This is a genomic window from Microlunatus aurantiacus (genome assembly GCF_039536605.1).
Classification (GTDB): domain Bacteria; phylum Actinomycetota; class Actinomycetes; order Propionibacteriales; family Propionibacteriaceae; genus Microlunatus; species Microlunatus aurantiacus.
Genome location: NZ_BAAAYX010000002.1, coordinates 573,837 through 595,430 on the forward strand (window position 1 = coordinate 573,837; position 21,594 = coordinate 595,430).

Below are 21,594 nucleotides of genomic sequence, written 5' to 3' on the forward strand. Positions count from 1 at the left end.
AGGTGCCTGCCCAGAGGACACTCCGGGGCCCGCTCCCGATACGTGCCGGTTTCGCCGTCCGAGCCGGCGGGTAGAAACGGGGTATGGACTACCGGACCCTCGGGCGCAGTGGCTGCGCCGTCTCCAACCTCTGCCTCGGCACCATGACCTTCGGCGCCGAGTCGGACGTCGCCACCTCCCACCAGCTCCTCGACACTTTCCTGGAGGCGGGCGGCACACTCGTCGACACCGCCGACGTCTACTCCGCCGGGGTCTCGGAGGAGATCATCGGCAGCTGGTTCGGCGCCCGTCCGCGCGACGTCACCGACCGGGTCGTGCTGGCCACCAAGGGACGCTTCGGGATGGCTGACGAGCCCAACGGTCTCGGTCTGTCCCGGCGCCACCTCACCCGGGCGCTGGACGACTCGCTGCGCCGGCTCGGGGTGGACCGGGTCGACCTCTACCAGGTGCACGCGTACGACCCGTGGACCCCGCTGGAGGAGACGGTCCGCACCCTCGACGACTTCGTCCGCAGCGGCAAGATCAGCTACTGGGGGCTGTCCAACTTCACCGGCTGGCAGCTGACCAAGATCGTCGACACGGCTGTCGCGCTGGGGGCGAGCCGGCCGGTCACCCTGCAACCGCAGTACAGCCTGATCGTCCGCGAGATCGAGTGGGAGATCGTGCCGGCGGCCCAGGACGCCGGTCTGGGGCTGCTGCCCTGGAGCCCGCTGGGCGGCGGCTACCTGTCGGGCAAGTACCGGCGGGACGAGCGGCCCACCGGCGACACCCGGCTGGGCGAGAACCCGGCGCGGGGGATGGAGGCCTGGGACCGGCGCGGCACCGACCGGACCTGGCGGATCATCGACGCCCTGACCGCTGTCGCCGACCGCCGGGGGGTCAGCGTGGCCGCGGCCGCACTGGCCTGGGTCACCGACCGGCCCGGCGTGACGTCGACCATCCTCGGCGCGCGCACCGTCGCGCAGCTGGAGGCGAACCTGGCCGCGGCCGACCTGCACCTGGACGCCGACGACACCGCGGCCCTGGACGCGGCCAGCGACCTGGGCGCCACCGACTACCCGTACGGCGAGATGGGGCAGGGCCAGCGCAGCCGGTCCCTGGGCTGAGCGTGCCGGATCCCGGGCGGGAGTCGGGGGTTCCGGGTGACGTCGGCCTCGGGTTGTCCCGGCGGTGGGGTTACGTTCTCGTCATGGACCGCGTCCGCTGGGCCGATGTGAGGGATCTCGTCGTCCGGGTCCTGGGCCCGGTGGTGGTGCTGTGTGGCCTGGTGGTCGGTCTCGGTCTCGCCGTGGTCGGTCCGCTGGCGGGGCCCCTGACCGAGGAGGACGCCGTCAACCAGGCGCTGGCGGACCGCCGGAGCGGTACCTGGGACGCGATCACCTCGGTCTGGTCGTTCCTGGGAAGCACCCAGGCCATCGTCGGGGTCTGCCTCCTGGTGTCGGCGTTCGTGCTGTGGCGCTGCCGGGACTGGCGACTGGCGCTCGTCCCGGCGATGGCGATCACGCTGCAGCTGGGCCTGTACCTGACGGTCACCGCCCTGGTCCACCGGGAACGCCCCTCGGTGAACCGGCTCGAGTCCCTGCTGCCGATGAGCAGCTACCCCAGCGGCCACGTGGGCGCCTCGACAGCGCTCTACCTCTCCTTCCTCCTGCTCGCGTCCCGGATCGAGCGGGCCGCCCTGCGTCGAGCCGTCAGCGCGGTCTGCGTGCTGGTGCCGCTCGTGGTCGCCTTCGGCCGGCTGTACCGAGGCATGCACCACGTGTCCGACGTGGCCGTCGGGATGGCGGCCGGTGCCTGCTGCGCCCTCCTCGCGTACGCCTGGTACCGGCACCGGGTGCTGACGCCCGCGACCGCGGACTGACGGCGGCCGGCGCAGGGCAGCGCGCCCGTGCTCACTTCCTGGAGGTCGAGTGCGCCTTCTTCGGCCGGTCGGCCCGTCCGGGCGCTGCCTTCTTCGTCTTCGTCTTCGCCTTGGCCCGGTCCGCCGTCTTCTGCTTCGCTGACGTCGCCTTCGTCGCCGCTCGGGAGGTCGGTTCGGATCCGGTGCCGCCCGCCCGGCTGGTCGCAGCGGGGCTCGGGGACGAGGCGGTGGGGGAGGCGGGGTCCGTCGGCCCGGGGGAGCCCTCCGTCGTCGGGGTCCCGTCCGCGGTGGAGCTGTCCCCGGTGTAGCTCAGGGTGATCGACGTCTCCGGCGGCACCGCGCGTCCCTCGGCCGGGTCGACGGCGAGCACGGTGCCCGGGGGTTTCCCGGTGTCGTCCGCGCGCACCTCCCGGCTGGTCACGTTGGTGAAGCCGGCATCCTGCAGGCGCTGGCGGGCCACCGAGACGGTGGCGCCGAGGAGCCGGTCGGGGACCGTCAGGGTGGTCGGGCCGGTGCTGATCCCGACGGTCGACGTGGCGCCCGTGGCGGCGGGTGACGACGACCGGAGGTACCCGATGCCGGCCACACCGGTCAGCACCAGCACCAGCACCACCAACGCCAGAGCCCACGCCGCGCTGACCCGCGGTGTCGTCCGGACCGGGGATCGGTGGTGGGCTCGTGGGGCGGTGCCCTCGTCGTCCGGCGGTGTCGGACTCGCCGCCGTCTGCACCGGACGGCCGGCCCGGGCGGCGGCGACGTCGGCCCGCATGTCGGCGGCGGACTGGTAACGGTCCTGCGGGCTCTTCTGCAGCGCTCGCAGCACGATCGTGTCGAGCGTCGCCGGCAGTGCGGGATGGGTGGCACTGGGAACGGGTGGGGGCTCGGCCACGTGCTGGAAGCCGATGCTGAGAGGGGTGTCGCCGGCGAACGGCGGTCGGCCGACGAGGAGCTCGTACAGGACACAGCCCACGGCGTAGAGGTCGCTGCGGTGGTCGACCGGCAGGCCCCGGACCTGCTCGGGGGACATGTAGTGGGGCGTGCCGAGCACGGTGGCCGACTGGGTCAGGGTCGCCGAGTCGTCGGACAGCGTGCGCGCGATGCCGAAGTCGGCGACCTTGACCTGCCCACCGGCGGTGAGCAGGACGTTGCTCGGCTTGATGTCGCGGTGGACGATGCCCGCCTGGTGGCTGGCGGCCAGGGCGCCCAGGATGGCGTCCACGATCTCGAGCGCACGGTCCCGGGACGGTTGCGGACCGTCGCGCAGCGCCGCGCGCAGGGTGGGTCCCTCGACCAGCTCCATCACGATGACCGGGCTCGGAGCCCCGCCGCTACGGGACTCGAGCTCGACGGTGTCGAGGACCGCCACGATGCCGGGGTCGTTCAGGCGGGCCGCGGCCAGAGCCTCGCGCCGGAACCTGGTCCGCAGCACCGGGTTGGCCGCGAGCTCGCCCCGGAGCCGCTTGATGGCCACGGGCCGCCCCAAGCGGGTGTCGACACCGACGTAGACCTCGGCGGTCCCGCCGCGGCCCAGCAGCTCGCGGATCTGGTAACGGGTCTCGGGCACGGTGACCTCACTCCTGGGCGGTTCTGACGACGACTCCGCGCACGAGGACCTGGCGAACGGATCCTGCCACCGGCTTCGTCCGACCGAGGCGACACCCGGGTGGTCCCGGAGGTTGCGCCCGACCGCGATGACCCGGACCACAGATCCGAGGGCAGAAGGTAACAAGATTATAACGTAAACGGGTGGTCCTTCACCTTCTCGTCGTCGGCGGCCCAACGGCCGGACGGCTGAGCGGGCCCGGCCGGCCCGGCGAGCCCGGATCCGGACGCCTCGCCGAACAGCGATCCGGGCGGGCGGTTGACCTGCGGCGGGCGTGATCGGAGGCACAGCGACCGCCCGTCCAGCCGATCGGACGGTCCCACGCCCGCGTCGCCTTTGGTCGGCTCACCCGGCGCGGCCTAGGCTGCAGAGCATGACGGTTTCCCCAGTCCTGTCCGCGACCGACTACAAGGTGGCCGATCTGGGCCTCGCCGAGTTCGGTCGCAAGGAGATCAGCCTCGCCGAGCACGAGATGCCCGGTCTGATGGCGATGCGCGCCCAGTTCGGGGAGTCGAAGCCGCTGGCCGGCGCGCGGATCGCCGGATCGCTGCACATGACGGTGCAGACCGCCGTGCTGATCGAGACCCTGGTCGCGCTCGGTGCGGAGGTCCGCTGGGCGAGCTGCAACATCTTCTCCACCCAGGACCACGCGGCCGCGGCGATCGTCGTCGGCCCGGACGGCAGCCCCGACAACCCCGGTGGTGTCCCCGTCTTCGCCTGGAAGGGCGAGACGCTGGAGGAGTACTGGTGGTGCACCGAGCAGATCCTCACCTGGCCCGGTGACGAGCTCGCCAACATGATCCTCGACGACGGTGGCGACGCCACCCTGCTGGTGCACAAGGGCGTCGAGTTCCTCAAGGCCGGCGAGGTGCCCGAGCCGACCGACGAGGACCCGGAGGAGTTCCAGGTGATCCTGAAGCTGCTCCGGCGCACGATCGACGAGGGCTACGACTGGACGGCCGTGGCCAACGCGCTCAAGGGGGTCACCGAGGAGACCACCACCGGCGTCCACCGGCTCTACGACATGCACCGCCAGCAGGCGCTGCTGTTCCCGGCCATCAACGTCAACGACTCGGTCACCAAGTCCAAGTTCGACAACAAGTACGGCTGCCGCCACTCGCTGATCGACGGTCTCAACCGGGCCACGGACGTCCTGATCGGCGGCAAGGTCGCTGTCGTCTGCGGGTACGGCGACGTCGGCAAGGGCTGCGCGGACGCTCTCCGTGGCCAGGGTGCCCGCGTGGTCGTCACCGAGGTGGACCCGATCTGCGCCCTGCAGGCCGCGATGGACGGGTTCCAGGTGCTGACCCTCGAGGACGCGCTGCCGGTCGCCGACATCTACGTCACCGCCACCGGCTGCTTCAACGTCATCTCGGCCGACCAGATGAGCCGGATGAAGCACCAGGCGATCGTGGCCAACATCGGCCACTTCGACAACGAGATCGACATGGCGGGACTGACCAGGACCCCGGGCGTCCGGCGGACCAACATCAAGCCGCAGGTCGACCTGTGGACCTTCGAGGCCGACACCGACGCGGCCCACACGATCCTGGTGCTGTCGGAGGGCCGGCTGATGAACCTCGGCAACGCCACCGGCCACCCCAGCTTCGTGATGAGCAACTCCTTCACCAACCAGGTGCTGGCCCAGATCGAGCTGTTCACCAAGACCGAGCAGTACCCGGTCGGGGTCTACACGCTGCCCAAGCACCTCGACGAGGCGGTGGCCCGGCTGCACCTGGACGCTCTCGGTGTCCGGCTGACCGAGCTGACCGAGACCCAGGCCGGCTACCTGGGCGTCCCGGTGGAGGGTCCGTACAAGTCCGACGAGTACCGGTACTGAGTCGTCCGTCCTCGCTCCGCTCGGACGCGGCTCGGAGCTCGCGGCCCCTGTCGTCGTCGCTCGTCGGGACGGACGAAGAGCATGTCCGTCCCTCCTCGCTCCTGCGATCAGGGGCGCTCCGAGTCGGGGGCCAACCAGGATGGGTGATCGGATGACAGGACGGACGGAAACCAGCCCGTCACACGCGTGCGGTTGGATGACCGAATGAGCATCAAGGTCGCGTTGGAGCACCGTACGACCTACCGGTTCGACCGGCCGATCGACATCGCGCCACACGTCATCCGGCTGCGGCCGGCGCCGCACACGAGGACGCCGATCGAGGCGTACTCGCTGACCATCTCGCCGGCGAACCACTTCCTGAACTGGCAGCAGGACCCGTTCGGCAACTACCTGGCCAGGGTGGTGTTCCCCGAGAAGGCCGACGAGCTCGACATCACGGTCGGCCTGGTCGCGGACCTGGAGGTCATCAACCCGTTCGACTTCTTCGTCGAGGACTACGCCGAGACCTACCCGTTCACGTACTCCGACGGGCTGCGGACCGATCTCGACCCCTACCTGGCCCCGGTGGAGGACGCGCCGGGACTGGGGCTCGGACCCGTGCTGAGCGCGTGGCTGGACCGGCTGCCGGTCGGCCGGTCCGGACCGGACGGGTCGCGCCCGGCCATCCCCATCGTGGACTTCCTGGTCGCCCTGAACGCGGCCGTCTACGGCGACGTGGCCTACTCCGTGCGGATGGAGCCGGGCGTGCAGAGCCCGGACGAGACGCTGACCCGGGCCATCGGCTCCTGCCGGGACTCGGCCTGGCTGCTGGTCGCGGCCCTGCGGCACTTCGGGCTGGCCGCCCGCTTCGTCTCCGGCTACCTGGTCCAGCTCACCTCCGACACCGAGCCGCTGGAGGGTCCGGGCGGACCCAAGGAGGACTTCACCGACCTGCACGCCTGGGCCGAGGTGTTCGTCCCCGGCGCGGGCTGGATCGGTCTGGACCCGACCTCGGCGCTGTTCGCCGGCGAGGGCCACATCCCGCTGGCCGCCACCCCGCACCCCAGCCACGCCTCGCCGATCAGCGGCGCGACCGAGCCGACCCAGGTCGAGTTCGCGTTCCACAACACCGTCACGCGCTTCCACGAGGACCCGCGGGTGACCAAGCCGTACACCCCCGGGCAGGTCGCGCACCTGCAGGAGGTGGGGGTCTCGGTGGACAAGATCCTCGCCGACCTCGGTCTGGACCTGACCATGGGCGGCGAGCCGACCTTCGTCTCCATCGACGACATGACGTCTCCCCAGTGGACCGTCGCCGCGGACGGCCCGGAGAAGCGGAAGCTGGCCGACGAGCTGGCCGTCCGGCTCTTCGCCGACCTCGCGCCGGGCGGTCTGATCCAGCGGAGCCAGGGCAAGTGGTATCCCGGGGAGGCGCTCCCGCGGTGGCAGATCGGCCTGATCTGGCGGGCCGACGGCGAAGCCCTGTGGTCCGATCCGGCGCTGCTGGCCAACCCGTTCGACGGACCCACGTCCGACGACACCGCCGCCCAGGCGCAGGCGGCCGCGGCTGCCGAACGCGTCGCCCGGCTCGTCACCGAGCGCCTCGGACTGCCCACCGACGCCCTGCAGGCCTGCTACGAGGACCCGTTCGCCGCCCTGGCCGCCGAGGTGGCCAAGCCCGAGGGTGAGCCACCGGCCACCGGCGACGACCCGGTGCGCACCGAGCCGGACCTGGTGTCGGCCCTGGACGCCGACCTCTCGGTCCCGGCCGCCTGGGCGCTGCCGCTCACCCCGGCCTGGTGGGGCAACGGCTGGGCCAGCGCCCGGTGGCGGTTCCGCCGGGGCCGGCTGGTGCTGCTGCCGGGTGACTCCCCGGCCGGCGCGCGGATGCCGCTGTCCTCGGTGAACTGGAAGGACCCCGAGTTCGAGGGGGAGGAGGACTACACCCGCTCCGGCGCCGAGCTCTCGGCGTCCACCCCGGCAGCCGTGGTCGTCGACCCCGACGAGACCCCGTCGCGGACCGCCCTGGTGGTGCAGGCCCGGGACGGGATCGTCCACCTCTACCTGCCGCCGCTGGAGAAGCTGGAGAAGTTCGCCGAGCTGATCGGTCTGCTCGACGCGGTGGTGCGCGAGGTCGGGGTGCCCGTCGTCTTCGAGGGCTACGGCCCACCGCCGGACCCCCGCGCCCGGGTGCTGATGGTCACCCCCGACCCCGGCGTGATCGAGGTCAACGTGCACCCGACCTCCAGCTGGACCGAGTTCGCCGAGCTCACCGCCCACCTGTACGAGACCGCCCGGCGCTGCCGGCTCGGCACCGAGACGTTCGGTCTGGACGGCCGTCACAGCGGCACCGGTGGGGGCAACCACATCACCCTCGGGGGCGCCGAGCCGGCCTCCTCGCCGCTGCTCAAGCGACCCGACCTGCTGGTCAGCATGCTCACCTACTGGCAGCACCACCCGTCCCTGTCGTACCTGTTCTCGGGGCGGTTCGTCGGCCCCACCAGCCAGGCCCCCCGGGTCGACGAGGGCCGGCCGGAGACCCTGTACGAGCTGGAGATCGCCTTCTCCGAGGTCGAGCGCCTGGTCGACCGGCCCGAGGACGAGTGGGACCACCGGCCGTGGGCGGTGGACCGGGCGCTGCGGCACCTGCTCACCGACATCACCGGCAACACCCACCGGGCCGAGTTCTGCATCGACAAGATGTACAGCCCCGACTCCTCCCGGGGGCGGCTCGGGCTGCTCGAGCTGCGGGGCTTCGAGATGCCGCCGCACCCGGACATGGCCCTGGTGCAGGCCCTGCTGGTCCGCTCGATCCTGGCCCGGTCGGCCCTGGAGCCGTACCGCGCGCCGTTGATCCGCTGGGGCACCCGCCTGCACGAGCGGTTCCTGCTGCCGCACTTCGTGGCCAGCGACCTGGCCGACGTGGTCGCGGACCTGCGCCGGCACGGGATCGACATCGACCTGGCCTGGTTCGACCCGTACCTGGAGTTCCGGTTCCCGCGGATCGGTATCAGCCAGATCGGCGACGCCACCCTGGAGCTCCGCTCGGCGATCGAGCCCTGGAACGTGCTCGGCGAGGAGTCCAGCTCCGGCGGCACCGCCCGCTACGTCGACTCCTCGGTGGAGCGGGTCCAGGTGCTCGTCTCCGGCTTCGACACCACCCGCTACGCCGTCACCTGCAACGGCCGGCCGGTGCCGCTGCAGCCCACCGGGACACCGGGGACCTACGTGGCCGGTGTCCGCTACAAGGCCTGGAAGCCCTGGTCGGCGCTGCACCCGACCCTGGAGATCGACACCCCGCTGGTCTTCGACGTGGTCGACCTCGGCAACCGGCTGTCGCTGGGGGGTGCGACCTACCACGTCGTCCACCCGGGCGGCCGGTCGTACGACCACCCGCCGGTCAACGCCAAGGAGGCGGAGGCGCGGCGCTCCCGTCGGTTCGAGGCGATGGGTCACAGCACCGGAGCGATCGACGTCGACGGCCTCGCCCAGCGTGACGCGTGGCGGGCCGGTGACGTCGACGAGTACCCGTTGACGCTCGACCTGCGCCGTCGGACACCTCGGCGGTGGGGCCGCGGATGACGGTCCTCGAGCACTACCTGGCCAGCAAGGTCCAGCCGGACATGTTCGCGGTCGGGGCACCCGGCTACGACGAGTTCGCCGGACCCCAGGGCGGCATCCGGGACGGCTGGGCCGGTCTGGCCGACGGTCTCCGGTCCTACCGCGGGGCCGACCTGCGGCGCGCCCAGTGGGAGGTCGCGCGGCTGCTCGAGGACGACGGCGTCACCTACACCCCCGGGCCGGCGGCGACGGTCACCTTCGCCGACCACAGCGCGCCACCTCCCGGTCGGCCCCACGAGCCGCAGCCGCTCGCCGAACAGCTGCCCTGGCGCCTGGACCCGCTGCCGCTGGTGCTGCAGGAGCGCGAGTGGTCCGCGCTGGAGGCCGGAGTCGTGCAGCGGTCGGAGCTGCTGGACGCGATCGTCGCCGACCTCTACGGCGCCCAGAAGCTGCTGGCGGGCCGGCACCTGCCGGTGCCCGCGGTGCTGGACCACGACGAGTACCTGCGCACCATGGTCGGCGCCCCGGTCAGCCCGTCGCTGTTCATGGTCGCGGTCGATCTGGGGCGCGACGACGACGGTCGCTGGAAGGTGATGTCGGACCGCACCCAGGCGCCGTCCGGGGCCGGCTACGCCATGCAGAACCGGCGGGTGGTGTCCCGGGTGATGCCGGAGGTCTACCACGCCGCCCACCTGCACCGGCTGACCCCGTTCTTCCAGGCGATGCGGACCGCGCTGGTCGACGCCGCGCCCGCCCGGGTGGAGAACCCCCGGGTGGTGGTGCTCAGTCCGGGCACCCTGTCCGAGACCGCCTTCGACCAGGCGTTCCTGGCCTCGCTGCTCGGGTTCCCGCTGGTCGAGGGGCGGGACCTCACCGTCCGTGACGGCCGGGTCTGGATGCGGGTGCTGGGCAAGCTGGAGGAGGTCGACGTCATCCTGCGGCGGGTCGACTCGATCTGGACCGATCCGCTGGAGCTGCGCCCCGGCTCGCGGTTGGGGGTGGCCGGTCTGGTCGAGTGCGTCCGGCACGGCACCGTCAGCGTGGTCAACACCATCGGCTCCGGGATCGTGGAGAACCCGGCGCTGATGCCGTACCTGCCCGACCTGTGCGAGCGGCTGCTGGGCCAGCCGCTGCGGCTGCCGTCGGTGCAGACGTGGTGGTGCGGTGACCCGGACTCGCTCCGCTACGCGACCCAGCACCTCGACGACCTGGTGATCCGGCCGACCAGCCGGGGCCGGGGCCGGAGCGTCCGGGCGGTCGCCCTGTCGAAGGAGAAGCGGGAGCAGGTGCTGGCCATGATCCGCGCCAACCCGCACCGCTTCGTGGCCCAGCAGGTGCTCAACCTCTCGTCCACCCCCACCACCGCCGACGACCGCCTGGTGCCGCGGAACGTGGTGCTGCGCTCGTTCGCCGTCCGGGACGGGGCGTCCTACACGGCGATGCTCGGCGGTCTGGCCCGGGTCAGCGACGACGCCGACCAGTCGCGGGGCGCGCTGGTGACAGCGCCCGGTGGCGGCCTCGCCAAGGACGTCTGGGTGGTCAGCGAGCACCCGATCATCTCGGGCCGACCGACCGGCGTCCGGGTCCGCGGCGAGGGCGAGCACCTGGCCGCCCCGGTCGACGCGGCCTCGGCGGCCATGGTCCCGCGGGTGCTGTCGGACCTGTTCTGGTTCGGTCGCTACGCCGAGCGCGCCGAGGACCTGCTGCGGCTGGTCCTGGCCACCCGGACGGTGGCCATCGAGACCGACCTGGACGTCACCCAGGGACGGGCGCTGGAGGTGCTGGAACGGGCGGTGACCCGGGTGTCCACCACGTACCCGGGCTTCCTCACGTCCGGCCGGGAGATGATGCCGGAGCTGCGGTCGCTGCTGCTGGACCGGCACCGGTCGGGCACCGCGGCCCAGTCGCTGAGCGCGCTGTCACTGGCCGCCCAGGGCGTGCGCGACCAGCTGTCCGACGACGTCTGGATGGTGCTGGCCGACATCGAGCGCGCGTCGGCGGCGCTGGCCGCGAACCCGTACGACCAGGGGCTGCAGCTGACCGACGCGAGCGAGCGGATCCTGTCGGGGCTGCTGGCCCTGGCCGGCATCGTCAGCGAGAACATGGTCCGCGACGCCGGCTGGTACATGCTCGACACCGGCCGGGGCCTGGAGCGGGCGCTGCAGGTGCTGGCGCTGCTGCAGGCGACCGTCTGCGCGGAGCGGTCGTGGGACACCGAGCGGCTGGTCGTCGACGCCGTGCTGACCGCGTCGGAGTCCATCGTCACCTTCCGCCGCCGCTACCGCGGTCGGGACCGGGTGGAGGCCGCCGTCGAGCTGCTGGTCACCGACGTGCGCAACCCGCGATCGGTCGCCTACCAGGCGGAGCGCATCCTGGGCGACCTGCGGGCGATCCCGAACGCCTCGCCCACAGCTCGACCGCTGCGGTTGGCGGACGCGTTCGCGCTGCAGGTGCGCCAGGTCGACCTGGCCGAGCTGCTCGGCTCGGCGGAGGGACCGTCCCGGGACGGGCGCGCGGCCCTCGGGGCGTACCTGGAGGGGCTGTCCGCGCAGCTCCGCGACCTGTCCGTGGCCATCCGCGACCAGTACCAGCAGCTGCCGCCGACCCTGCAGCCGATGTGGGGCTCCGGAGGTGGGGCATGAGGTACCGGGTGCGGCACATCACCACCTACACCTACGACGACGACGTCACCGGGAGCTACGGGCAGTTCCACCTGCGCCCGCGGGACCTGGACTGGCAGCGCTGCCTCACCCACGAGGTGACCGTCGACCCCGGCGCGGCGGACATGTTCCGCCACATCGACCTCTACGGCAACACCAAGTCCTACTTCCACGTGGTCGAGCCGCACACCGAGCTGGTGGTGACCGCCACGTCGGAGATCGAGATCGAGCCGCCCCGCTACGACGTCGAGGCCCTGGGCCAGCCGTGGGAGCAGGCGCGCCCGCTGGTACCGGGGACCGCAGCCGAGCGCGACCCGGACGCCTGGCAGGCGATCGACTTCGTCTTCGCCTCCACCATGGTGGACATCCCGCCGGGGATCCGTGAGTACACCGAGGTGTCCTTCCCACCCGGCCGGCCGGTGGGGGAGGCCGTCACCGAGCTCATGCACCGGGTCTACGCCGACTTCACCTACAAGTCCGGGTCGACCACCGTCGCCACCCGGGTGGCCGAGCTGCTGGAGAACAAGACCGGGGTCTGCCAGGACTTCACCCACTTCATGGTCTCCGGGCTGCGCAGTCTCGGGCTGGCCGGTCGGTACGTCAGCGGCTACCTGGCCACCCGGCCCCCGCCCGGCAAGCCGCGACTGGTCGGCGCGGACGCCTCCCACGCCTGGGTGGGGTGCTGGGTCCCCGGCAACGGCTGGATGTACCTGGACCCGACCAACAACCGGCTCATCGACGCCTCCCACGCCACCGTGGCCTGGGGCCGCGACTATGCCGACGTCACCCCGGTCAAGGGCGTCATCTTCACCGAGGCGAAGAAGTCCCAGATGAAGGTCAGCGTCGACATGGCGCCGCTGGACTAGCTACCTGCGTCAGCTGCAGCTCGACCTGGGCTCTGCCCGGCGTGTCGGGCCCGATTCGCCCAGGTCGAGCTGAGTTCGACGCACTTCTGTGTTGTCCACAGGGCGAGCGACGTCACCGGGTTGTCCACAGGGCGCCGATCCGGGCGGTCGAAAAGCGTCGACGTCCCCAGGGTGCAGATATGCGCCCTGATGACGAGATCGACCACCTGCTCGGCCGCGACCACCTGGTGCTGCGTCGCGAGCACCCCACCCTGGACGATGCCCTGACCCGGGCCTGCACTCGGGGCCGCATCGCCCGGGTGCTTCCCGGCGTCTACGCCGATCGCGCCCACGCCGAGGATCCCGTGCTTCGGATGGCGGCGGTCTGCCGGTGGGACCCGAACGCCGTCGTGCAGGCGCAGGGGGCGGCCATGCTCACCTTCTGGCCGAAGCTTGCCCCACCGTCGACGCTGCAGGTTGCTTCGGTGACACAGCACCGACCCCAGCCGGGCTTCGCGTTCACCCGCCGTCGCATACCCGCGGAGCTGGTGACGAGCGCGGGACCGGTGCGCCTGACAACCCCTGCCCTGACGGCACTCGAGCTAGCCACGACCGAGTTCACCGATCCGATCGACGTCGCGCTCCACAGTCGTCAGGTGACCCTGGCCACGCTGTACGACGCTCTGCGCACGACGCCGCAGCGTCCCGGCAACGTCGATCGCCGCCGGGTGCTGCTCGACTCGCGCGCCGAACCGTGGTCGCACGCCGAACGCCAAGCGCATCGTCTCCTGCGGAGCGAGGGGATCACCGGCTGGGTCGCCAACCGCAAGGTCCACGTGGGGGGTGCGACCTACTTCCTGGATGTCGGCTTCGACAGAGAACGCGTGGCCGGCGAGATCGACGGTCGGGCCCACCACTGCGAGCCCGACGTGTTCGAGTCCGATCGTGCCCGTCAGAACGCCCTCGTGCTCGACGGCTGGCTCATCGTCCGCTTCACCTGGCTGATGCTGACCCGGGAGCCCGACTACGTCATCCGGACGCTCCGTCACGCGCTGGGGGCACGGCGCCTTCGCTAGGCGTCCCTGCGTCATCCGCAGCTCGACCTGCACCGCGCGCGGCGGGTCGAGCCCCGTTGGCTCAGGTCGAGCTGAGTTCGACGCAGATCTGCCCTGGCAGGGTCAGCCGCGCGGGACCTCGAACGCCACCAGCTCGGCGGTGCCCGGGAGGGTGGCGGCCCACGGGCCGGGGAGTCGGAGCACGGTCAGCCCCGCGGTCGGGTACTTCTCGTCCATCCGGGCCCACGCCGCCCGGGGTCCGGGTCGCGACCCGAGGGTGACGGCGAGACCCGGCAGCCCCGGGCCGTGACCGATCAGCATCAGACTGCCCACCGTCTCCGGGGTCTGCTGGACCAGGCCGAGCAGGCGGTTGGTCGACGCCTCGTAGATGGCGTCGGTCAGCTGCACCTCGCCGGCCTCGGCGCCCGCCGCCGTGGCCCGCTGCCAGGTCTGCACGGTGCGGACGGCGGTCGAGCACAGGACGAGGTCGGGTCGCCAGCCGCGGACGGCCAGCAGCCGCCCGACCGCCCCCGCGTCGCGGACGCCGCGAGGGGCCAGCGGGCGCTCGTGGTCGGTGAGCGGCTCCTCCCAGTCGGACTTCGCGTGGCGGAGCAGGTAGAGCAGGTGGTCGGCCATCGGCGGGGCCCTCTCGGCGTTCGGGTGCACGGCACCGGCGATCAGTGACTGTGACCCGCACCACAGCAGCGGGCCCGCGGGTTCTAGGCTCCCCACTATGCCGACCCCCTCGCACCGCCGCCGCGGCGGGCACCCGTCGACGATCCGCCGTCCGATCCTGCTGGCCGCGGCCCTCTCGGCGGCCGCGACGCTGCTGCTGGCCGGGTGTGGTCGTGCTGAGCCCCCGATGCTGCCGACCAGCCCGTCGGCCACTGCCTCGGGCACGGCCTCGCCGGGCGGGACGGGCACCGCGAGCCCCGATCTCAGCGCGACTCCGTCCGGGTCGGCCAGCCCGGGGGACTCCGCGACGCCGGGTGGCACGGCCACCCCGGGCGGTTCCGGCACACCCAGCGTGGCCCAGGTGTCCTGCTCGAGCGTGACCCCGATCCGGATCGAGCGCTCGGCCGTCGAACCCCGGCGGACCACCGAGGTCGTCACCGTCGTGTCCGACGGACGCAACCTGACCCCCGGCACGCGCGAGCAGACCGACTTCGCCACTCCCGTCCTGACCGCCCCGGACGCCGTGACCACGATCGACGACCAGGCGACGGTCAAGAAGATCGCCGACCTGATCGAAGGCTCCTCGAAGAACACGGTGCTGTTGACCCGGCCCGAGCCGCCCGACACCGGCACCGACGCGAACAGGCGCCCCTACAACGCCACCGGCACGTACGTCCTGTACAGCGCGTCCGGGCTGCTCAGCGCCGACGTGATCGTCGACTGCGCAGGTCAGGAGCAGCGTTGGCGGTTCACCGCCGAAGCGGACCCGACCATCGGCACGGTGAACTGCGCGGTCGAGCCGCCGAAGGGCAACGCCGTGGCCCGGCAGGTGTACGGCTCGTTCTGCTGACCCCCGCGAAAGACCGGGGGTCTCGCGCGGCGACGGTCAGGCGTCCCCGCCCTGGCCCCCGTCGCCACCCTTCCCGTCGCCACCCTTGCCGTCGCCGCCTTTGCCCCCTTTGCCCTTGCCATTGGCGGGCAGGCCCTCCCAGATGTTCTTGCACTCCGGGCAGACCGGGAAGCGCTGGGGATCACGGCTCGGCACCCAGACCTTGCCGCACAGCGCCACCACGGGCGTCCCCATCACCATCGCCTCGGTGAGCTTGTCCTTGGGCACGTAGTGCGAGAAGCGCTCGTGGTCGCCGTCGTCGACGCGGAACTCGGTCCGCTCGTCGAGGATCGTCTCCGCACCGGGGCTGAGCTGCTGCTGGGTCACCCGACCAGTCTAGGAAGCCGGGGCCGTCCGCGGTAGCCACGCGCCGAGTCGGCCCCGCCCGGTCCCCCGCTCAGCTGATCCGACAACCGGGCTCAGCCCGATCCGATAACCGGGCTCAGCCCGATCTGACAACCGGGCTCAGCCCGATCTGACAACCGGGCTCACCCGATCTGACAACCGGGCGGCGGAGTGATGGGATGGACCGGATGTCCACCGACCACACCGAGCCGACGCCGACGGCTCCCGCCCACGGCGCGCCCGTCTCCCGTCGCGCCCTGGCCATCGGCATCTGCACGACAGTGGTGGCCATCGCCTTCGAGTCGATCGCCGTGGCCACGGCGATGCCGGTGGCGGCGCGCGACCTGAACGGCTTCGAGTACTACGCGTGGGCGTTCTCCGCCTTCGTCATCGGGATGCTGTTCGCCACCGTGGTCGCCGGCCGCCTCGCCGACCGGATCGGTCCGGCCAAGCCGCTGTTCGTCGGGATGGCGATCTTCGCGGTCGGTCTGGTGGTCGCCGGCACCGCCGAGCACATGCTTCAGCTGATCGGCGGCCGACTGGTCCAGGGGCTGGGCAGCGGCGTGATGAACACCGCTGCCTTCGTGCTGATCGCCCATGCCTTCGACGCCCGCCAGCGCCCGCGGATGTTCACCTACATCTCCACCGCCTGGGTGCTGCCCGCCTTCGTCGGCCCGCCGATCTCGGCCTGGCTGACCGAGACCCTGAGCTGGCACTGGGTGTTCTTCGCCGTGCTGCCGCTGGTCGCCTTCGGGGCGATCGTGTCCACCCCGACCCTGCTCATCCTGATCCGGAACTTCACCCCACCGGAGCCGGCCGTCGAGGGCTCCGGCGCGGCGAGACCGGCCCCGCTGTGGGCCGCGGGCGTGGTGGCCCTGGCCGCGGCGGCCATCCAGCTGGCCGGTCAGCGGCTCGACCTGCTCGCTCTCGGCCTGTTCGCGGCCGGGCTGGTGGGTCTGGCCCTCTCGCTGCCGCGGCTGATGCCGCCCGGGTTCCTGCGCTGGCGTCCGGGGCTGACCGCGGTGATCTGGGTGCGTGCGCTGCTGCCCGGTGCGTTCTTCGGCTCCGAGGCGTTCCTGCCGCTGATGCTGGTCGAGCAGCGGCAGGTCCCGCTGGTCGTGGCCGGCGCCATGCTCACCGTCGGTGCCCTCGGCTGGACCACCGCGTCCTGGCTGCAGTCCCAGTCCTGGCTGCGGACCCGGCGGGACCGGCTGATCACGTACGGGACCTTGTCGGTCACCCTCGGCATCGCGATCTGCCTGGTGGCGGCGGTGCTGCCGCAGCTGTGGTTCGGGCTGGTCGGGCTCGGCTGGCTGTTCGCCGGCTTCGGCATGGGGCTGGCCACCGCGAGCACCGGGCTGGCGGTGATGACGCTCACCCCGGCAGGCGAGCAGGGCCGCAACGGGGCTTCCCTGAACGTGGGCGACGCGCTCGGATCGGGGCTCTTCGTCGGGCTCACCGGGTCGATCTTCGCCGCGCTGCACGACACCGGGAACCTGCCGCTGACCTTCGGCGCGCTGCTCGCGGCCATGATCGTGGTCGGTCTCGCGGCGACCGCCAGCTCGCTGCGGATCGGCCCCGTACGCAACGACTCCTCGGCCGCGTGACCGGTCCCTCGGCGGCGTGGCGCGTCACCGGAACCCGCCCGTCCCGCGACTACACTCGCCCCGGTGAGTAGGCCCCAACCGTCGTGCGACGCGACCGATCTGGCGGTCACGGGACTGCCACCGGCCTTCCCGGACCGCGCCGCCTGGGGCACCGCCACCAAGCTGCGGGCCTGGCAGACGGCCGCGCTGCACGCCTACTTCGATGACCCGCGCAAGGACTTCCTGGCCGTGGCCACCCCGGGCGCCGGCAAGACCTCCTTCGCGCTCACGGTGGCCGCCAACCTGCTGGCCAAGCGGGTCGTGGACCGGATCGTCATCGTGGCCCCGACCGAGCACCTGAAGACCCAGTGGGCCGAGGCCGCCGACCGGGTCGGCATCGCCATCGACCCCCAGTTCGGCGTCCGGCAGGGCAAGGCGGCCCGGGACTTCAACGGCATCGCCCTGACGTACGCAGGCGTGGCGGCCAACCCGCTGGCCCTGCGGATCCGGGTGGAGGGGTTCAAGACGCTGGTGGTGCTGGACGAGGTGCACCACGCCGGGGACGCGCTGTCCTGGGGCGAGTCGGTGCGCGAGGCGTTCGACCCGGCGACCCGGCGGCTGATGCTGACCGGGACACCGTTCCGGTCCGACACCAACCCGATCCCGTTCGTGCGCTACGAGCCGACGGGCGACGGGGGTCTGCGGTCGGTCGCCGACTTCACCTACGGGTACGCGCAGGCGCTGGCCGACCAGATCGTCCGCCCGGTCCTGTTCATGGCCTACTCGGGCGAGATGCAGTGGCGGACCAGCGCCGGCGACGAGGTGAACGCGCGCCTGGGCGGTCCGATGACCAGGGACCTCGCCGCGCAGGCCCTGCGGACGGCCCTGGACCCGAACGGGTCCTGGATCTCGGCGGTGCTGCAGGCGGCCGACACCCGGCTGACCGAGGTGCGCAGCCACATGCCCGACGCGGGTGGGCTGGTGATCGCGACCGACCAGACCAGCGCCCGGGCGTACGCCGACCTGCTCAAGGCCATCACCGGCCGCAAGCCGACTGTCGTGCTCAGCGACGACCCCGGTTCGGGCAAGAAGATCACCGCCTTCGCCGAGGGCGACCAGCGCTGGATGGTCGCCGTGCGGATGGTGTCGGAGGGGGTGGACGTGCCCCGGCTCGCGGTCGGCGTGTACGCGACCACCACCTCGACCCCGCTGTTCTTCGCCCAGGCGGTGGGCCGGTTCGTCCGCGCCCGCGCCCGCGGGGAGACGGCGTCGGTCTTCGTGCCCAGCGTCCCGCTGCTGCTCAGCTTCGCCGCCGAGATGGAGCGCGAGCGTGACCACGTGCTGGCCGCCAGGTCCGAGCCGGACGAGGCGGCCCTGCTGGCCGCGGCCGAGCTGACGCAGACCGAGGCCGATCTGCCGGAGGGCACGTTCGCCGCCCTGGGCAGCGAGGCCGACTTCGACCGGGTCGTCTTCGACGGGGCCGACTTCGGGCTGACCACCCAGTCGGGCAGCGCGGAGGAGCAGGACTACCTCGGGCTGCCGGGTCTGCTCGAACCGGACCAGGTGAAGGACCTGCTCCGCCGCCGTCAGGCCGACCACGCCAGCCGGGCCCCCCGCCCCGAGCACGCCGAGCGGAGCACCCACCAGCTGCTCCGCGACCTCCGCAAGGAGCTCAACGGGCTGGTCGCCGCCTGGCACCACCGCACCGACACCCCGCACGGCGTCATCCACGCCGAGCTCCGCGCCGCCTGCGGCGGCCCGCCGTCGGCGGTGGCCGGGGCGGACGAGCTCCAGCAGCGGATCGACCACATCCGGCACTGGGCGATCACCCGCAAGAAGGGTGCCTGACCGTCAGAGGCTGAGCGCGATGACGACGCCCAGGAAGGCGGCGAAGAGCAGGATCGCCAGGACTGTCATCCCGATGTAGAAGACCGACGACCGCCCGACCCGGGTCGGGGCCGACGGTGCCGGGGTCGCGGCCGGAACCACCGGTGGACGTGGGTGTGGTCCGGGCTGCGCGACCGCGCCCCTCGGCTCCCCGCTCCGTCCCGGGACGCGGGCCAGGTCGGCGGCCAGCTGGTCGAACGCGTCGGCCAGCAGGGCGGCGCTCGGCGGTCGCCGGTGCGGATCGGTGGCCAGACCCGACCGGAACAGCCCGTCGAGGGTCGCGGGCGCCCCGAGGCGCTCGGCCAGCGGGGGCGGCGCGAGGCCGGCCGGCCGCCCGGTCAGGTCCGCGACGGTGCGCACCGGGAACGGCGGCGCGCCGGCCAGCAGGGCGTACGCGACCACGCACAGGGCGTAGACGTCGGCGCGCGCGTCGACCGCCCCGCCGGCCGCCTGTTCCGGTGCCATCGACGACGGCGTCCCCACGATCATCGCGCCGGCGGAGGAGTCCACCACCGAGCGCGCCACCCCGAGGTCGGCGACCACCACGGTGCGGGTGCCGTCCGGACGGTGACTCAGCAGCAGGTTGCCCGGAGTGACGTCGCGGTGCACCACGTGGTGACGGTGCAGCACCTCCAACCCACGGCCGCCTCGGCGCACAGGTGCAGCGCTTCCGCCGGCTCCACCCCGGAGCGGCGAAGGTCCTCCAACGTGCCGCCGTCCAGGTGGTCCATCACGAAGTAGGGCCGCCCGTCGGGCAGGGTGCCGATGTCGTACACGTGCACAATGCGGCGGTCGCCGATCCGGCGCAGCAGCTTCGCCTCGGTGGTGAACCGCTCGCGGATCGCCGGGTCCGCGGCCCAGTCGTCGGCCAGCACCTTGACCGCCACGTCGACGTCGAACTCGGTGTCGCGGGCCAGCCAGACCGTCGCGAACGCCCCCGCCCCGAGCCGGCGGATCACCGGGTAGCGGCCGATCGCGGTCGGCGCCACCGGGTCGCCGGACGTCATGCGGTCGTCGGGGCCGCGGCGGCGACCAGGGGCCCCGTGCGGTAGGGGATCGCCTCCGACAGCCCGATCAGCGTGGAGGAGCGGACCACCCGGTCCTCGCTCACCATCAGGTCGATGACCCGCTGCAGGTCGGCGTTGCTGTGCGCCACGATCCGGCACCAGAGGTCCCCGCTGCCGGTGATGGTCCAGCACTCCAGGACCTCGGGGATGTCCTCCAGCCGGAGGGTCAGCGCCTCGCGGCCCGAGTGCTGCGCGATCTGGATGGTGACGAAGGCGGTCACGCCGTAGCCGATGGCCTCCGGGGAGATGTCCGGTCCCCAGCCGGTGACCACCCCGGTCCGCTCGAGCCGGTCCAACCGGGCCTGGACGGTGCCGCGGGCCACCTTCAGGCGGCGGCTGGCTTCCAGCACGCCGATCCGCGGTTCGCCCGCGAACAGGGCCACGATGGCGCGGTCGAGGCGATCCAGTGTGACGGGTGTCTCAGTGGTCATGGTGTCCCTTCGCCGTCGAAGCCGATCGTCGCCCGCTGATCAGGTTGTCCAGTCTGTCACGGCCTGATTGCGCACATTGTCACACCTCCGCATCCTTCGAGTCATGACCGATGTGCTGACCGATGCCGTGCTGACCAACGAGGAGAAGCTCGCCCACCTGGACGCCGAGCAGCTGCGCCAGCTGATCGGGCTGGTGGAGTACGACGCCTCCCACGACCCCTTCCCGGTGATCGGGTGGGACGCCGTGGTGTGGGTGGTCGGCAACGCCACGCAGACGGCGTTGCACTACCGGACCGCGTACGGGATGCGGCTGGTCGCCTACGCCGGTCCGGAGACGGGTCAGCGGGACCACAAGGCGTACGTGCTGACCTCGGGCGGCTGCCGGTTCGTGATCATGGGCGGGGTGGCGCCGGACAGCCCGCTGCTGGACCACCACCGCAGGCACGGCGACGGCGTGTCCGACATCAGCCTGGAGGTGCCGGACGTGGACGTCTGCGTGGCGCACGCGGTGAAGGTCGGTGCTCGGGTGCTGGTCGAGCCGCACGACCTCAGCGACGAGCACGGCACGATCCGGACGGCCACCATGGCGGCGTACGGGGACACCGTGCACACCCTGGTGGACCGGTCGCGCTACACCGGCCCCTACCTGCCCGGCTACGTCGCCCAGGACGACACACTGGTCGCCGATCGCCCGCCGGTGTTCTGGGCGCTGGACCACGTGGTCGGCAACGTCGAGCTCGGCCGGATGGACGAGTGGGTGGACTTCTACCACCGGGTGATGGGCTTCACGAACATGGCCGAGTTCATCGGCGACGACATCGCCACCGATTACTCGGCGCTGATGAGCAAGGTGGTGGCCAGCGGCAACCACCGGGTGAAGTTCCCGTTGAACGAGCCGGCGATCGCGAAGAAGAAGAGCCAGATCGATGAGTTCCTGGAGTTCTACGTCGGGCCCGGCGCTCAGCACCTGGCCCTGGCCACCGACGACATCGTGGCCGCGGTGGACACCTTGCGGGCGGCCGGCGTGGAGTTCCTGGCCACCCCCGACTCCTACTACACCGACCCCGAGCTGCGGCGCCGGATCGGCGAGGTCCGGGTGCCGATCGAGACGCTGCAGGAGCGCGGCATCCTGGTCGACCGGGACGAGGACGGCTACCTGCTGCAGATCTTCACCCGGCCGATCGGGGACCGGCCGACGGTGTTCTTCGAGCTGATCGAGCGGCACGGATCGCTCGGCTTCGGCAAGGGCAACTTCAAGGCCCTGTTCCAGGCGATCGAGCGGGAGCAGGAACGGCGCGGCAACCTCTGAA

General features: G+C 72.2%; 15 protein-coding genes and 1 pseudogene. 11 read left to right on the forward strand and 5 right to left on the reverse strand.

What is annotated here, in order from left to right; genetic code table 11:
• Positions 1-83 precede the first annotated feature (83 nt).
• Positions 84-1,106 (forward strand): aldo/keto reductase, encoded by a 1,023-nt coding sequence (locus ABD714_RS02795; RefSeq protein WP_344810742.1) that lies wholly within the window; start codon positions 84-86, stop codon positions 1,104-1,106.
• 83 nt (positions 1,107-1,189) lie between these two features.
• Entirely contained in the window at positions 1,190-1,861 is a 672-nt protein-coding gene (locus tag ABD714_RS02800; RefSeq protein ID WP_344810743.1) for a phosphatase PAP2 family protein, read from the forward strand.
• 31 nt (positions 1,862-1,892) lie between these two features.
• Here the strand turns inward: ABD714_RS02800 and ABD714_RS02805 are convergent, their stop codons facing one another.
• Complete coding sequence (locus ABD714_RS02805; protein WP_344810744.1) at positions 1,893-3,425, reverse strand: protein kinase domain-containing protein; 1,533 nt, start codon at positions 3,423-3,425, stop codon at positions 1,893-1,895.
• Positions 3,426-3,837: 412 nt separating this feature from the next.
• Between ABD714_RS02805 and ahcY the strand changes: the two genes are divergently transcribed.
• From ahcY to ABD714_RS02830, 5 genes are all read left to right on the forward strand, one after another.
• Positions 3,838-5,304 (forward strand): adenosylhomocysteinase, encoded by a 1,467-nt coding sequence (gene ahcY, locus ABD714_RS02810; RefSeq protein ID WP_344810745.1) that lies wholly within the window; start codon positions 3,838-3,840, stop codon positions 5,302-5,304.
• A 204-nt stretch (positions 5,305-5,508) separates the two neighbouring features.
• Positions 5,509-8,865, forward strand: coding sequence for a transglutaminase family protein (locus ABD714_RS02815; RefSeq protein WP_344810746.1), 3,357 nt, complete (start codon positions 5,509-5,511; stop codon positions 8,863-8,865).
• Positions 8,862-11,486: a circularly permuted type 2 ATP-grasp protein gene (locus ABD714_RS02820; RefSeq protein WP_344810747.1), complete on the forward strand. Its 2,625-nt coding sequence runs from the start codon at positions 8,862-8,864 to the stop codon at positions 11,484-11,486. The genes ABD714_RS02815 and ABD714_RS02820 overlap by 4 nt, the downstream gene beginning before the upstream one ends.
• Positions 11,483-12,370, forward strand: a complete 888-nt coding sequence (locus tag ABD714_RS02825; protein ID WP_344810748.1) for a transglutaminase family protein — start codon at positions 11,483-11,485, stop codon at positions 12,368-12,370. Before ABD714_RS02820 ends, ABD714_RS02825 begins: the two co-directional genes overlap by 4 nt.
• A 179-nt stretch (positions 12,371-12,549) precedes the next feature.
• Entirely contained in the window at positions 12,550-13,425 is an 876-nt protein-coding gene (locus ABD714_RS02830) for a DUF559 domain-containing protein (protein ID WP_344810749.1), read from the forward strand.
• 102 nt (positions 13,426-13,527) lie between these two features.
• Here the strand turns inward: ABD714_RS02830 and ABD714_RS02835 are convergent, their stop codons facing one another.
• Positions 13,528-14,040, reverse strand: a complete 513-nt coding sequence (locus ABD714_RS02835) for a SixA phosphatase family protein (RefSeq protein WP_344810750.1) — start codon at positions 14,038-14,040, stop codon at positions 13,528-13,530.
• 97 nt (positions 14,041-14,137) lie between these two features.
• Between ABD714_RS02835 and ABD714_RS02840 the strand changes: the two genes are divergently transcribed.
• On the forward strand, positions 14,138-14,929 hold the full coding sequence (locus tag ABD714_RS02840; protein ID WP_344810751.1) for a hypothetical protein: 792 nt from the start codon (positions 14,138-14,140) through the stop codon (positions 14,927-14,929).
• A 36-nt stretch (positions 14,930-14,965) separates the two neighbouring features.
• Here the strand turns inward: ABD714_RS02840 and ABD714_RS02845 are convergent, their stop codons facing one another.
• Complete coding sequence (locus ABD714_RS02845) at positions 14,966-15,295, reverse strand: DUF3039 domain-containing protein (protein WP_344810752.1); 330 nt, start codon at positions 15,293-15,295, stop codon at positions 14,966-14,968.
• A 206-nt stretch (positions 15,296-15,501) separates the two neighbouring features.
• On the opposite strand from ABD714_RS02845, the gene ABD714_RS02850 reads away from it, so the two are divergent.
• Complete coding sequence (locus tag ABD714_RS02850; RefSeq protein WP_344810753.1) at positions 15,502-16,920, forward strand: MFS transporter; 1,419 nt, start codon at positions 15,502-15,504, stop codon at positions 16,918-16,920.
• Between the two features lie 63 nt (positions 16,921-16,983).
• The gene (locus tag ABD714_RS02855; protein ID WP_425562325.1) at positions 16,984-18,747 is read left to right on the forward strand and encodes a DEAD/DEAH box helicase; all 1,764 of its coding nucleotides are present in this window, start codon (positions 16,984-16,986) and stop codon (positions 18,745-18,747) included.
• A 3-nt stretch (positions 18,748-18,750) separates the two neighbouring features.
• Here ABD714_RS02855 and ABD714_RS23020 read toward each other — a convergent pair.
• Both ABD714_RS23020 and ABD714_RS02870 read right to left on the reverse strand, forming a co-directional pair.
• Positions 18,751-19,793 (reverse strand): annotated as a pseudogene (locus ABD714_RS23020) (serine/threonine-protein kinase).
• Positions 19,790-20,284: an Lrp/AsnC family transcriptional regulator gene (locus tag ABD714_RS02870; protein ID WP_344810756.1), complete on the reverse strand. Its 495-nt coding sequence runs from the start codon at positions 20,282-20,284 to the stop codon at positions 19,790-19,792. The pseudogene ABD714_RS23020 and the gene ABD714_RS02870 overlap by 4 nt, the downstream one beginning before the upstream one ends.
• Positions 20,285-20,387: 103 nt before the next feature.
• Between ABD714_RS02870 and hppD the strand changes: the two genes are divergently transcribed.
• Positions 20,388-21,593: a 4-hydroxyphenylpyruvate dioxygenase gene (gene hppD, locus ABD714_RS02875; RefSeq protein WP_344810757.1), complete on the forward strand. Its 1,206-nt coding sequence runs from the start codon at positions 20,388-20,390 to the stop codon at positions 21,591-21,593.
• Position 21,594: the final 1 nt, after the last annotated feature.